The following is a 14,019-nucleotide window of genomic DNA, read 5'->3' on the forward strand; positions in this document are numbered from 1 at the left end:
CAGCGAGAGTGGGCGACTCATTTTATTTGACGATAGCAATATCTAGCTGACTTTGGCCATAGCTGAGCATTATCCGAAGTTATTCTGATTGAATTTGAATAAATAATCTACGACGAAAGCATGATTGTCGGATTTGAAATATGCAGTACATACTGCCATTATGCATAAAAAACAATCAACAAAATGCCATCAAGCTCTCGTGATGAGATAGAACAAGATCAAGGAAGCGAACAATGAAAGAAATCTATCCAGTACCAGCAGAATTTAAGAAAACCGCACGTACCACTGATACAGAGTATTTTGAGCGTTATCAGCAATCCATTGAACAACCGGATCAGTTCTGGGCTGAACAGGCACAGCGCCTGGACTGGATCAAACCTTTTACCCAGGTTAAAAATACCAGTTTTGATAAAGACAATTTTAAAATTGAATGGTTTGCAGATGGCCAGCTCAATGTCAGTGCCAACTGTCTGGATCGCCATCTTAAGGAACATCCTTATAAACCGGCGATTATCTGGGAAGGGGATCATCCATCCCGTCACAAGATTATTTCTTTTCATGAGCTTTATGATGAAACCTGCCGTTTCGCCAATGTCCTGAAAAAGAACGGAATTAAAAAGGGCGACCGGGTGGTGCTGTATATGCCAATGGTCTCGGAAGCCGCAATTGCCATGCTGGCCTGTGCCCGAATTGGTGCAGTGCATTGTGTGGTGTTTGGTGGTTTCTCACCTGATTCTCTGGCCAGCCGGATCGAAGACAGTCAGGCCAAAATGGTGATTACCGCAGATTCGGGCATGCGTGGTGGTAAAGCCATTCCACTGAAAGCCAATGTCGATGAAGCCCTGAAAATTGCCGGTACCGAATCGATTGAACATGTCATCGTTGTACATCGCACCGGCAATCCGGTAGAAATGCAACAGGGACGTGATCTCTGGTATCACATGGAAATCATGACCGTCAATGAGATCTGTCCCCCTGAACCGATGAATGCGGAAGATCCGCTGTTTATCCTGTATACCTCGGGTTCAACCGGAAAGCCTAAGGGCGTACTGCATACCACAGGCGGTTATCTGACTTATGTGAATTGCACCTTCCGCGAAGTTTTTGACATCAAACAGGATGATGTGTTCTGGTGTACTGCTGATGTCGGCTGGATTACCGGGCATTCCTATGTACTGTATGGTCCGCTCTCTAATGGTACGACTACGGTCATGTTTGAGGGTGTACCGCAATATCCGAGCTGGGCGCGTACCGGACATATCGTTGACAAGCATAATGTCACCATTCTCTATACCGCACCGACAGCCATTCGCGCCATGATGCGAGAAGGTGATGCCTATGTACGGGAAAGTGATCGTAGCAGCCTGAGAATTTTAGGTTCGGTCGGTGAACCGATTAACCCGGAAGCCTGGAACTGGTATTACTCGGTGGTTGGTGAAAGCCGTTGTCCGGTAATTGATACCTGGTGGCAAACCGAAACTGGTGGCTTCATGATTACGCCTTTACCAGGTGCGACCGACCTGAAACCGGGTTCTGCAACCCGGCCATTCTTTGGTGTGCAACCCGCCATTGTCGATGCAGAAGGCAAGGAAATTGAAGGGGTGGCAGAAGGGAATCTAGTAATTAAGGATTCCTGGCCAGGTCAGATGCGCACCATCTGGGGTGACCCAGATCGCTTTATTGAAGCTTATTTCTCGACCTATCCAGGTACCTATTTTACCGGTGATGGTGCACGTCGTGATGAAGATGGCTATTACTGGATTACCGGTCGTGTCGATGACGTACTCAATGTCTCAGGCCATCGTCTGGGTACGGCAGAAATTGAAAGTGCATTGGTTGCACATGAGGCAGTTGCCGAAGCTGCCGTAGTGGGTATGCCGCATGACATCAAAGGTCAGGGGATTTGTGCCTTTGTCACCTTGCAGGCAGGGACTGAAAGTACTGAACAGCTGCGCGGTGAACTGGTAGCTTGGGTACGTAAAATTTTAGGGCCAGTGGCAACGCCAGATGCCTTGCACTGGGCACCCGCTTTACCTAAAACCCGTTCAGGAAAAATTATGCGCCGGATTTTAAGAAAGATTGCTGCCAATGAACTGGACAGTCTGGGCGATACCTCGACTCTGGCTGAGCCACAAGTCGTGGATCAGTTAATTGCTGAAGTGCAGCGTAATCAGGCATAAGTTTAGGACGTTCAAATACCGGCATTATTTGCCGGTATTTTTGTCTCAGGAATAAGCTCTGCATGCTTTCGAATATAGTGCCAAGCTGCAATCTGCTAAGCTAAAACCATGCTGAACTTAGGTCAAAAGAATGAATGTACGACAACAATATCTAGATCAATCTCCACTGCAAATTGCCCAGCAACTGGCAGAAACTTTTGCCCAAACGGCCGCAGTTCGTGACAAGCAGGGCGGTAATCCTAAAGCCGAGCGTGATCTGATTCGCCAGAGCGGTTTACTGGGCCTGTCCATTCCGAAACAGTACGGCGGTCAGGAAGCAGACTGGCAGACAATTTTTAAAACCATTCAAATTATTGCCCGAGTCGATAGTTCATTAGCACATGTTTATGGGTTTCATCATTTGCTGATTGCAACGGTTCAATTATTTTCCCAACCGGAACAATATGGTCCTTGGTTTGAACAGACCGCTCGGGAAAACCTGTTCTGGGGTAATACCTTAAATCCACTGGATCGTCGTACTACCGCAACAAAAGTTGCTGAAAAAGAATATATTTTTGATGGACATAAAAGCTTCTGTTCGGGCTCCATTGACTCCGATATTTTACTGTGCTCAGGCTATAACGATGCTGGAAAATTACTCATTGGGGTAATTCCAACAGCACGTAAGGGCGTAAGTTTTCTCGGTGACTGGAATAATATGGGTCAACGCCAGACCGATAGCGGCACCAGCCATTTTGAACAGGTTAAAATTCATGAAGATGAATTGCTGTTAAATCCGGGTCCACTGAGTACGCCGTATTCAAGCTTACGTCCTTTAATTGCCCAGCTGATCTTTGTACACATGTTCCTCGGTGTAGCAGAAGGTGCGTTTGAAGTGGCCAAACAAACCGTACAGACTCAAAAAGCCTGGTCTAAATCACTGGTAGAAGAGGCTGTGAATGACCCTTTTACCCAGAAGCATTTTGCCGATTTTTATGTGCAGCTGGAAAGCGTCCGTCTGCTGGCTGATAAAGCGATTCAAACCTTACAAGCTGCTTGGGATCTGGGCAATGATCTCACTGCCGAGCAGCGTGGTGAAGTTTCAGTGGCGATTGCTACAGCCAAAATCGCGGCCACCAATACATCTCTCTATATCACCCAGAATATTTTTCAGGTGATGGGCGCGCGTGCGACCACAGCCAAACTGAATCTGGACCGTTTCTGGCGTAATGTTCGCACCCAGACCTTGCATGATCCGGTAGATTATAAATATCAGGAAGTTGGGGAATGGATATTGACCGGGAAAGTGCCTGATCCAAGTTTTTATTCTTAATATGAAAATAAAAAGCCTCCAATATTGGAGGCTTTTCATATTAGATGAAGTGATAGTTTCTTCTAAATCTGCTTAAAGGCTTCTATGGCTCGTACACGAGAGGCTTTTAAATCGACAATCGGTTTTGGATAATCCAGTTCCAGATCAGGATTTTTGGCATAAGGTTCATGAATGGATTTGGCATCCAGATGCGCCAGTTCAGGCACCCACTGGCGGATATAGTCTCCATTGGGATCAAACTTCAGGGACTGGCTGACCGGATTAAAAATCCGGAAGTAGGGCACAGCATCCATGCCGGTTGACGCACACCATTGCCAGCCACCATTATTCGCAGCCAGATCGCCGTCAATCAGGTGCTGCATAAACCAGCTTTCACCCAGTCGCCAGTCGATCAGCAAGTTCTTACACAGGAACATCGCAGTGATCATCCTGACCCGGTTATGCATCCAACCTGTTGTCAGCATTTGCCGCATGCCAGCATCCACAATCGGAATTCCGGTCTGGCCTTGCTGCCAGGCAGCTAGATCTTCGGGGGCATTGCGCCACTGGATCTTATTGGTATTTTGCTTAAATGGTTGGTGTTTGGAGACACGTGGAAAATCAAACAGGGTCTGTAGATAGAATTCCCGCCACAAGAGTTCATCTAACCAGGTCTGCTGACCCACATCCTCAATCTGGAAATAGCCATCCTGAAAAAGAGCTTGCATACATTGGCGAACTGAAAGAACACCGATATTCAGATAAGGGGAGAGGCGGCTGGTACCATCAACTGCTGGCAGATCACGGTCGGTTTTATAATGAGCCATTTTGTCCTCGATAAAATCATCGAGCAGATCCAAGGCAGTTCGATCCTCCGCAGGCCAAAGTTGGGCAGCATGCTCTACCACATAATCCGCTGAGAATTTTTCAAGATCAACATTGGGGAGCTTAGTTGATAATTGGATTGGATCTTGAGCTTCAATCTCTGGATAGCAGGCGGGTACATCCAGAATTAGCCGCTCATAGCATTTTTTCTTAAAGGCACTATAGACCTGATAGGCTTGATTAGACTGATTCCGGATACTGCCAAGGGGAAACAGGATGCGATCATGATAGAACTCGACCCTGATTTGCTGCTGTTGCAGTAATTGCTGTACCTGAGCATCACGTTCCAGTTCATTGACGCCAACTTCGATATTGGCATGCAAGCTTTCAATTTTCAGGGTTTGACATAGATTCAATATTTCTGGCGCTAAATTTTCCCACAAAGGAATATTCAATATGATCAGCGGGATATTCAGTTGCTGTAGCTGCTGTTTTAAATATTTGAGCCGGCGCAGATAAAAATCAATTTTGATCCGGGCATCCTGATGCAGTTGCCATTGTTCGGGAGAGAGGACTGCTAGCGCAATGCAAGGTCCTTGCTGAGTAGCATGCCAGAGTGCGGCATGGTCATGTATACGGAGGTCTTGGCGGAACCAGATCAACTGCATGGGAATAACGTTCTGAATCGGAATCAGATTATTTTATTCATTCCACCTGAAAATTCTGTATAGAAACGTAGATATGGGCAGAATGATCAGTTAAAAAACCGCCTATGGTATAAGCGGCTCTTTCATTTAACGCTGGTGAATATTTTCTAAGGTATCCACCAAGGTACGCGTGGTCTGGTCAATTTCATAATTGACTTCATCACCTACTTTGGCATTTTTCCAGGTGGTCAGACGCAAAGTTTCGGGAATCAGATCAATCGAAATTTCACTATTGGCGCGATCGACGCGATTGATGGTCAGGCTGCAGCCGTTCAGACCAATAAACCCTTTCAGGAAAAAGTATTTGATATTGCCATCCGGGATCTGAATATCGATATGGTAGGTTTCACCCCGATGTTCCAGATTTTTAATGATTGCTGTGCCTTCGATGTGCCCATACAGATTATGCCCGCCATTTTCTGCACCGACTTTGGCAGAGCGTTCGACATTCACTTCATCACCTACTTGAAGAGATTTTAAGGTGGTGAGGGCAAGGGTTACATCGGAGATATCGAAGTGAATCTGGTTTAGCTTCTGATCAATAGTCGTTACGGTGAGGCAGACGCCGTTGATCGCAACACTGGCGCCAATAAAGACATCCTGAAAAAACTGATTTTCGTTGCTCACGATAATGGTAATGAAGCCATTGCCCTGGCGAATATCCACGACTTTTTCCAAGCCTTGTACGATACCGGTATACATAATTTAAATTTCTATCTCATCGAGTTTGGCTTCATTCTAGTCAAGAATGAAGCAGGCGGCTATCTCTATGCCGAGAACACTGTGTTGCACAAAAAAAATCCCTCAAGCCGAGCCTTGAGGGAATGAATCGTTATGCTGAGCATTATTATAGTTTAAACGAGCTCAGCTTCTTGTTCTTCTTGTTGCTGTTCAGCTTGCTGCGCTTCCAGTTCACGCACGAGTGGCAAGACTTTTTCACCGAAATATTCTACTTCTTCAATAAAGTGCAGGAAGCCTGAAAGAACCAGATCAACACCGACTTTTTTCAGTTCGATGATACGTTCTGCAATCTGCTCTGGCGTCCCGATCAGGTTGGTACGGAAGCCATCGTTATATTGCACCAGATCTTCAAACGTAGATTTGGCCCAGTTACCTTCACCTTCCTTACTGGCTGCGCCCGCTTCACGCGTTGCCTCACCGAAAGATTTTACCGCCTGAACATTGGCCTTGGCCACGATTTCTCGCAGTACTGCTTGCGCTTCCTCTTCGGTATCACGTGCAATCACAAACGCATTCACACCAATTTTCACAGAGTGATTGTTCGCTTTGGCTTTTTCACGAATATCATCGATCTGTTTTTTCAGCTCTTCCGGCGTATTGCCATTGGTGAAGTACCAGTCAGACACGCGAGATGCCATATCGCGCGCTGCTCGGGAACTTCCCCCCTGGAAGATTTCAATATGCGGTTTCTGTAGCGGTTTTGGACTCAAGGTATAGTCTTTGAACTGGTAGTATTTACCATCAAAACTAAAATTGTTTTGAGTCCAGACCCCTTTCAGGCTGCGAATAAATTCTTCTGAACGTGCATAACGTTCATCATGTTCCGGCCATTCTTCACCAATTGCATCAAACTCGCCACGGAACCAGCCACTTACGACATTAATCGCAATCCGGCCATTGGTGAGATGGTCAATGGTTGCCAGCTGTTTCGCTGCCAGCGCAGGCTTCCATGGGCCCGGCAAGATTGCGGCAATCACTTTTAAACGTTCAGTTTTCGCCAGAATGCCGTGACTGAAACTCACTGATTCATGCTGGTTTTCAGCGTTATAGCCCGCAGTAAAACGGATCTGGGTCAGGGCATAATCAAAACCTGCTTTCTCAGCAGTTTGCGCCAGACGGACATTATAGTCGTAGCTCCAATCAGTACGCTGTTCGATGTCGCTGACCACCAGACCGCCACTGACATTTGGAACCCAGTAAGCAAATACAATATTTTTATCTTGAGACATCTTTATTACCCTCTGAATGAAGCGGCTATTAAGCCACTTGAGTCTTTGGCACTTTCTTGCTGTGCAAACGGGATTCTGCGGCATCCAGACTTGGTACTGCAGCTGAAGGTAAAACTTCTTCCTGTTCGATTTGCTTGTTGATGCCTAGGTTCTGGTTGGCTTGCTGAGATTTTTCTTTAATAACCTCAGCACGCTGCCCCTTTGCTGGCGCCCATTCAAGGATTGGTAGGGCACGAGCCACTGCCAGGGTAATACGGGCACGGAGTAATTCGCTGTGAATGGTGTATTCAGGCGTAAAGTCACGATCTGTGGCATACACCCCGATTGGCAGAGTTTGTGCCTGGAAGAAGCTGAACAATGGGCGTAATTGGTGTTCAAGAACCAGCGCATGACGGTCACTACCACCAGAAGCTGCTAAAAGAACCGGTACATCTACCAGCGCCGTTTGTTCTACGAAGTCAAAGAAATGCTTGAACAGGCCCGTAAATGAAGCGCGGTAAACAGGCGTACCGACAATCAGGGCATCTGCTGCTTCAACAGCTGCCAAATCATCCTGCACGCGTTGCGGTAGCTGGTTACGGTAAATTGCACCACCTAAAAGCTGGCCAATTTCACTGAACTTGATGAAATGTACATTGATTGGCGTCGCTTCACCCAGTTCATCCAGAATGGCTTGAACCAGTGCTTCGGTTTTAGATGGGTGATTCAGGCCGCCAGAAACAGCCACGATGTTTAAAGGTTTTTGCTCGGAAAAATGGGACATGTGAAGTACCTAAAAATAGTTAAGCTCGGAATGGCCCTATTAATCCCGATTGCCGCAGTAGGTGTAAAATAACGAAATGCTGAAAAGTTATCTGATTTTTCTATATAAGCAGAAAATTTGCTTCTGAAACATAGAGAGCTGGATAAATAACTGATAACTATATTTATATTGAATAAAGATAAGCTATGCAGAATAGGAATAAATCATATATAAAAAAGTGATGAGAATTAAAGAATTATTGAAATAAGCCAAAATTTAAAAAAATTAAAGAAAAACTCCACATTATTTAAAAAATTGGCGATCTTGCATATCCATAAACTGGCTTGTGTGGTTAGAATAGGAGCTACTGTGCACAAGATCTCTCTCACGTCCTATGAATATTTTAATCGTTGATGATCATCCACTGTTTCGTCATGCTCTGATCCAAGCTGTTCGTTATAGTCTGCCACAAGCGCAGATTCATGAAACTGCAGCAGTCAATGAATTTTATGAACGTCTAGAAAATGGTCCTGAGCCTGATCTTGTCCTTCTGGATTTAAACCTGCCAGGTGCATCGGGCTTTTCTGCTCTGGTCCACGTTCGCGCCCAATATCCTTCGATTCCAATTATTGTCGTTTCTGCTCACGAAGAAGCCAGCATTATCCAGCGTGCGATTGCACATGGTGCGATGGGCTATATTCCAAAATCTGCGCATCCAAGCCATATTGGTGAAGCGATTCGTGAAGTCCTCGAAGGGGAAATCTGGTTACCACCCAATCTGCCAGCCAACATGAATTTCGATCCGCGTGCTGCAGATGAAACTGCATTGGCAGAACGGATTCAGTCACTGACACCGCAACAGTTCCGTGTCTTGATGATGGTGGCCGAAGGCTTGCTGAACAAACAGATTGCTTATGAACTGGATGTTTCAGAAGCCACGATTAAAGCGCACGTAACAGCAATCTTCCGTAAGCTGGGTGTACAAAACCGTACCCAGGCGGTGCTTGCTATTAATGCCTTGAATATTGAAGAAAAGAAAATGTAAGTGATACAGCTTACAAAATAAAAAAGACCTCAATTGAGGTCTTTTTTATTATGAGAATATTGCCAGATTAAGCAATATAATCCTGTTTTTGGGTGACATCGGTACAGAACATTGGATTCAATGCGGACTGCAATTCATCAATCTGTTCTTGAGTGACATAGCCTTTGGAGATCAGGTATTCTGCCACGCGGTCATCACGCAGACTCAGGAAAGTTGCATCATAAACCCCCAAGTCTACAAACAGGGCAGCAGTTTCCAGACTGTTAAAACGGTCCAGATAAACTTCATCTTCATACATCAGGAATACATGCTCGTCTGTGCTATTCGGATCGACCTGTAGGTGCTCTGCCAGTTCATGCGGGCAGGTTTTGATAAAGAGCAAGTCAGAGAGTTCATCAAACTGGGTGGTATCCAGGCAATCTTCTTCATTTTTCACTTTGCCGAGCCACGCTTTAAAGACCAGTACGGCACCACCACGCAGCAGCATACTCCAGATCTGATGGCGGGTTTTTGCTGGCAAATCTTCGGCTTCCGCTTCCAGAGATTCAATCAGCTTGTTTTCCTGTTCAGCCAGACGTTCAAATAAGCCTAAACCTTGCGGTTTGTAGGCATAAGGTTCAAAGACATCAAAATGCAGTTCATCAAAAACTTGCAGGGCTAAAGGAACCGCATGCTGATACAGGGTTTCAAGTGCCTGAATCTGGGTATCGTCGAGTTTGCTGTATTTAAACATTTGTGCCCAGTCGATGCTGGGTAATAAGGCATTAGCACCATATTGGCGATGGAATTGCTGAGTCTGTGCGGGAAGCTGAGCAATCGATTCATCGAGTTTCATTTTTATAACTCCTATCTAGCAGTGCAAATAGACCAGCTGCCAAAAGGATTTAGGCATTGTCAGATGGAAACTGATCGTTTCTTATATTGTCTATTTTTAGAACTAAGCTTGTTGTATTAAAAATACGACCAAAGTTCTATCTGCCATAAAATAGGATTAAAAATTAATTTAAAACAATTACTTAAATAATTGTAACTAGGTGTACACATGTATATTAATAGATTTGGTGGCTTTTGCCATAGAGAATGCTGAAATGATAATTTTGAGCAATTTATCAGCAAGAATTATGTGAAATTTGGTGCTTTTGGCACATTGGCCAATTTTTTTGCCAGTCAGGTAAAGATAGGTATTTATTCAGTATAAAAGATGCCCATCTTAAATCATTAAAATGGGCATTGAGATGAAAATAAAAAGTTCTAGCTGCCCGAGATTTTCAGACCGGATAACCAGGAACGGAGTGAAGCAGGCTTCAACGGTTTTTTCAGCAGGACAATATTTAAATCCTTCAGGCGCTGTGGCAGTTCCGGATCAGAATCTGCAGTAATCAATGCTACCGGAATATCACTACTAAGATGTTCCAGAATAAAGTCCAGACCGATTTTATCCTGATTTAAATGCTGATCGACCAGCCAGACCTGAATATTTTCCTGCTGGATCATTTCGGCTGCCTGTTCTGGTTCGGTGGCTTTAAAGACCTGATAGCCCCATTTGGTCAATAAGGTCGACATGCCTTCCAGAATGGTTTCATCATTGTCCAAACATAGAATCTTAAAGGCCTTGGACTTCAACGGCACAGCCTGAACAGGGGCGGCAACGACTTTCGGTGCTGCGGTCAGTGGCACTTCAATCATGAAGCAGGAACCTTTGCCCAGCTCGGAAGAAACATGAACTGGATAATCCAATAGACCAGTCATACGTTGCACGATGGCGAGACCAAGCCCCAGACCCTGTTCACCCCAAGGCGAAGTATGGCCACAACGCTCGAATTCCTGGAACAGCTTGATGCGCTGTTCTTCAGCAATACCGGGACCGGTATCCCAAACCCCGATCCGGATATGATTTGGCCGGTTGCTAGAACGCAGTACACCGACCACGACCTTACCTTTGGCGGTATAACGTAGGGCATTGCTGACAAAGTTCTGGATAATCCGGCGAATCCATTGTGGATCGGTGTCAATCCAGAACTGGGCATCATGCACTCGCAGTTTGATGCCACGTTGTGCCGCAATGGATTTGAATTGCAGTTCCAGATCACTTAATAAATCATGCAGTGGATAAGCCTGGCGTTTCGGCTGAATCGTACCGCCCTCCAGTCGGGCAATATCCAGCAGAGCTGAGAGCATGCTTTCTGCCCCATGCAGGGCACGATCCAGTTGCTGCAGGGTCTTGCGATCTTCTTCGCTTTGTACACTTTGCTCCAGCGCCGTACTGAACAGACGTGCAGCATGCATTGGCTGTAACAGGTCATGACTGGCGGCAGCAATAAAGCGGCTCTTGGACATATTGGCTTTGTCGGCTTGTTCACGCGCCAGTTGCTGTTCAGACAGGGCATCAGCGAGCTGCTGGGTACGATCCTGAACCCGGGCTTCCAGTAATGCTTCATTTTCACGGAAGGCAGTAATATCGGCAAAGGTCGTCACGAAACCACCGCCTTCAATTGGGTTACCCCGCATCTGAATCACGCGGCCATCTTTACGGATCCGTTCAAATTCATGCGCACTGCCGACCTGCATCCAGTGAATCCGTTTACGCACATGTTCTTCGACCGAGCCCGGACCACATTCACCGCGTTCAGCGTTATAACGGATTAGGTCAGCGATTGGACAGCCGACATAAACAATATCTTTTGGATAGTCGAACAGTTTCAGGTATTGGTTGTTCCAGGCGACCAGACACATATTTTCATCAACCACACTCACCCCTTGGGTCATATGGTCGATCATGGTCATGATCAGGTTCTGGTTAAAACGCTGCCATTGTGAGGCCTGATCCAGAATATTCGCCACCTGACCGAGGGCCAGGCCATTATTCACCATCGCGGTAGTCAGCAGGGTACGTGCCGAGGCTGCACCAATGGTACCGGCCAGATACTGCTCAGTAAAACGCCACCACATGCCATTGGCACTGCTATTTTCATTCAGTTCCACACTATTTTGAGCACAGAACTGCTGGAAGGCCTGCATGGTTGGACCTTCACCGGTAATGCGCTTGGCCAGCGTAATCAGGTCACCAACTTTTAAACGGGCCACATCCTGATGCGAGTAGCTGACATCAGTAGATGGACTTTGAGAAGGAAGCGGCTTGGTTTCATAGTAGAAGAAACTTTCCGCCTGAATCTGTTCAGCCACACTTGGACGGAACATCCGGGAAACCCAGATATATAGGAATGTGTTCAGACCTAGTGCCCAGACCACACCATGCGTTAAAGGATCAAAAGATTCGAAACCGATCAGGGCTTCAGGACGTAACCAGTTCCAGCCCAAAGGACCCTGTTCCAGAAAACTCTGGCTGAACTGCTGATAGGCTTCTGGCAGGCTGCGCAAAATCGTTGGTAATAGCAGGGTATACGACCATAAAGCGAAACCGGTCAGCAGGCCAGCATATACACCTTGCTTACTCCCGCCACGCCAATACAGACCACCAATCAGGGCAGGGGCGAATTGTGCCACGGCACTAAAGGCCAGCAGACCAAAGACTGAGAGCTGGTCAATATCATTAAAAAAGTTGAAGAACAGAAAGCCCATCAACATCACGGCTAGGATACAGATCCGGCGGGTAAATTTCAGTACCAGTGGTAAACGCTTGTCATGCCGTGAGATCAGGTTTAACCGCCAGAGCGCTGGCATGATCAGGTCATTACTCAGCATGATCGACAGGGCTACTGAAGACACCAGTAACATACCAGTCGAAGCCGAGAAACCGCCTAAGAAGGCCAATAAGGTCAGCCAGTCCTGATTATAGCTAAGCGGTAAAGACAGTACCGCGACATCTGGAATCGCTAAATATTGGGGAGCCGCATGCAGTGCCCAGCTGGCAATCGGGATAATTGCCAGTGTGGTCAGAATCAGATAAATGGCAAACCAGCGACGTGCACCACGGATATGTTTTTCATCCCGTAATTCAACCACTGCTACGTGGAATTGACGTGGCAAGCAGATAATCGCCAGTGCAGCCAACAGGGTCTGTACCCAGAAACTTTCCGGTACGCCAAACAGCTGTACATCATGGAAGGTTGACTGAATATCGCTACTGATCTGAGGCAGATTTTCTGGTGCTTCAAAAATAAAGAAACAGGCTACGGCCAGCAAGGCAAATAACTTAACAAAAGACTCAAAGGCGACAGCCAGCATCAGACCGCCATGCTGTTCGGTGTTGGCAATCTGCCGGGTACCGAAAATCATCGCCAGAATCGCCAGGACGCCAGTCAGGAACAGTACGCTATTGGTGGTACTGGCAATCCCGGCTGAAGGTTCCAGAATGACCGCCGCACTCAAGGCAATTGCACGTAACTGCAAAGCCAGATAGGGAATGATGGCAATCACCGCCAGAATGGTGACCAGCGAAGCCAGAGGCCCACTCTTACCATAACGTGCAGCGACGAAGTCGGCGATAGAGGAAATCGCATGATGCTGGCGTACCCGTCCCAGACGGCGCCAGATATCGTAACCAATCGCGACAAAGAGCAGGGGACCAAGATAGATCGGCAGGAAAATAATTCCTTCACGAACCGCAGCACCGGTCGCGCCATAAAATGTCCAGGAAGAACAGTAGACGCCTAAAGTTAAACTAAACAATAGCATGCGGCCACGGGTACTCAGCCGGCTGGCATGTTTTTCCCCATAGAAAGCGCAAGTAAAGAGTAAAGTGATATAGAGGGCGAGCACCCCTATGATGAGCCAACTGTTCATATAGCCTGATGTGTACTGTGCATGACGCTATGATACCGCATCATGCACTCAGCAGTTTAAATTGATCATTTTTTAACGACCAAAGTCTAAATTACAAGTCATTCTAAATGTTGTTATTTTGCAACAGTGATAATTCGAATTAAAAAATAGTAAGCCCATGGTGGGGCTACAGGAGTGTAACTATGGATGAGGCACAAGTAGAAAGAATTCTACAGAATCCCAAATTCAAAGAAATGGTACGTAGAAAAAGTACGCTGAGCTGGACCTTAACCGGCATCATGCTATTTGTCTATGTCGGTTTCATGTTGCTTGTTGGCTACAACAAAGAATTTCTATTGTCTTCAATTTCTGGCGGTGTAACGACCTGGGGTGTACCTCTAGGTATCGGTATCATTATTTTGTCTTTTATATTGTGCTGGGTGTATTCCTACATTGCCAATAACAAACTTGATCAGCTGAACAGAGAAGCAATTCAGGAAGTGGAAGCGATTACAAAAGAAAAGGGGCAACACTAAG

General features: G+C 46.3%; 10 protein-coding genes. 4 read left to right on the forward strand and 6 right to left on the reverse strand.

Going from position 1 to position 14,019, the window contains the following annotated elements:
• The first annotated feature begins 233 nt into the window (after positions 1-233).
• Positions 234-2,180 (forward strand): acetate--CoA ligase, encoded by a 1,947-nt coding sequence (gene acs / locus FTV25_RS00550; protein ID WP_180002602.1) that lies wholly within the window; start codon positions 234-236, stop codon positions 2,178-2,180.
• A 130-nt stretch (positions 2,181-2,310) separates the two neighbouring features.
• Complete coding sequence (locus tag FTV25_RS00555) at positions 2,311-3,492, forward strand: acyl-CoA dehydrogenase family protein (RefSeq protein ID WP_180002603.1); 1,182 nt, start codon at positions 2,311-2,313, stop codon at positions 3,490-3,492.
• A gap of 62 nt (positions 3,493-3,554) precedes the next feature.
• Here FTV25_RS00555 and FTV25_RS00560 read toward each other — a convergent pair whose 3' ends face one another.
• From FTV25_RS00560 to msuE, 4 genes are all read right to left on the reverse strand, one after another.
• Positions 3,555-4,964: a deoxyribodipyrimidine photo-lyase gene (locus FTV25_RS00560; RefSeq protein ID WP_180002604.1), complete on the reverse strand. Its 1,410-nt coding sequence runs from the start codon at positions 4,962-4,964 to the stop codon at positions 3,555-3,557.
• 126 nt (positions 4,965-5,090) lie between these two features.
• Entirely contained in the window at positions 5,091-5,705 is a 615-nt protein-coding gene (locus tag FTV25_RS00565) for a riboflavin synthase subunit alpha (RefSeq protein WP_125279183.1), read from the reverse strand.
• Positions 5,706-5,857: 152 nt separating this feature from the next.
• The gene (gene sfnG, locus FTV25_RS00570; RefSeq protein WP_180002605.1) at positions 5,858-6,973 is read right to left on the reverse strand and encodes a dimethylsulfone monooxygenase SfnG; all 1,116 of its coding nucleotides are present in this window, start codon (positions 6,971-6,973) and stop codon (positions 5,858-5,860) included.
• Positions 6,974-7,001: 28 nt separating this feature from the next.
• A complete protein-coding gene (msuE, locus tag FTV25_RS00575) occupies positions 7,002-7,736 on the reverse strand; it encodes an FMN reductase (protein ID WP_180002606.1) in 735 nt (244 codons plus the stop codon).
• Between the two features lie 373 nt (positions 7,737-8,109).
• On the opposite strand from msuE, the gene FTV25_RS00580 reads away from it, so the two are divergent.
• Positions 8,110-8,760, forward strand: coding sequence for a response regulator transcription factor (locus FTV25_RS00580; protein ID WP_004781530.1), 651 nt, complete (start codon positions 8,110-8,112; stop codon positions 8,758-8,760).
• A gap of 67 nt (positions 8,761-8,827) precedes the next feature.
• On the opposite strand, the gene FTV25_RS00585 is transcribed toward FTV25_RS00580, so the two are convergent.
• Together FTV25_RS00585 and FTV25_RS00590 are read right to left on the reverse strand one after the other, a co-directional pair.
• Complete coding sequence (locus FTV25_RS00585; protein ID WP_005232645.1) at positions 8,828-9,595, reverse strand: hypothetical protein; 768 nt, start codon at positions 9,593-9,595, stop codon at positions 8,828-8,830.
• A gap of 416 nt (positions 9,596-10,011) precedes the next feature.
• Complete coding sequence (locus tag FTV25_RS00590) at positions 10,012-13,503, reverse strand: PAS domain-containing hybrid sensor histidine kinase/response regulator (protein WP_180002485.1); 3,492 nt, start codon at positions 13,501-13,503, stop codon at positions 10,012-10,014.
• Positions 13,504-13,685: 182 nt separating this feature from the next.
• Between FTV25_RS00590 and FTV25_RS00595 the strand changes: the two genes are divergently transcribed.
• Complete coding sequence (locus tag FTV25_RS00595) at positions 13,686-14,018, forward strand: DUF485 domain-containing protein (protein ID WP_004781535.1); 333 nt, start codon at positions 13,686-13,688, stop codon at positions 14,016-14,018.
• Position 14,019 lies beyond the last annotated feature (1 nt).

This window comes from Acinetobacter sp. YH12249 (genome assembly GCF_013417475.1).
In the GTDB taxonomy this organism is placed as follows: Bacteria; Pseudomonadota; Gammaproteobacteria; order Pseudomonadales; family Moraxellaceae; genus Acinetobacter.

Excerpts from the sequence above, each read along its gene's own strand:
- acs (WP_180002602.1), top strand. The coding sequence starts at position 234 with ATGAAAGAAATCTATCCAGTACCAGCAGAATTTAAGAAAACCGCACGT.
- FTV25_RS00555 (WP_180002603.1), top strand. The coding sequence starts at position 2,311 with ATGAATGTACGACAACAATATCTAGATCAATCTCCACTGCAAATTGCC.
- FTV25_RS00560 (WP_180002604.1), bottom strand. The coding sequence starts at position 4,964 with ATGCAGTTGATCTGGTTCCGCCAAGACCTCCGTATACATGACCATGCC.
- FTV25_RS00565 (WP_125279183.1), bottom strand. The coding sequence starts at position 5,705 with ATGTATACCGGTATCGTACAAGGCTTGGAAAAAGTCGTGGATATTCGC.
- sfnG (WP_180002605.1), bottom strand. The coding sequence starts at position 6,973 with ATGTCTCAAGATAAAAATATTGTATTTGCTTACTGGGTTCCAAATGTC.
- msuE (WP_180002606.1), bottom strand. The coding sequence starts at position 7,736 with ATGTCCCATTTTTCCGAGCAAAAACCTTTAAACATCGTGGCTGTTTCT.
- FTV25_RS00580 (WP_004781530.1), top strand. The coding sequence starts at position 8,110 with ATGAATATTTTAATCGTTGATGATCATCCACTGTTTCGTCATGCTCTG.
- FTV25_RS00585 (WP_005232645.1), bottom strand. The coding sequence starts at position 9,595 with ATGAAACTCGATGAATCGATTGCTCAGCTTCCCGCACAGACTCAGCAA.
- FTV25_RS00590 (WP_180002485.1), bottom strand. The coding sequence starts at position 13,503 with ATGAACAGTTGGCTCATCATAGGGGTGCTCGCCCTCTATATCACTTTA.
- FTV25_RS00595 (WP_004781535.1), top strand. The coding sequence starts at position 13,686 with ATGGATGAGGCACAAGTAGAAAGAATTCTACAGAATCCCAAATTCAAA.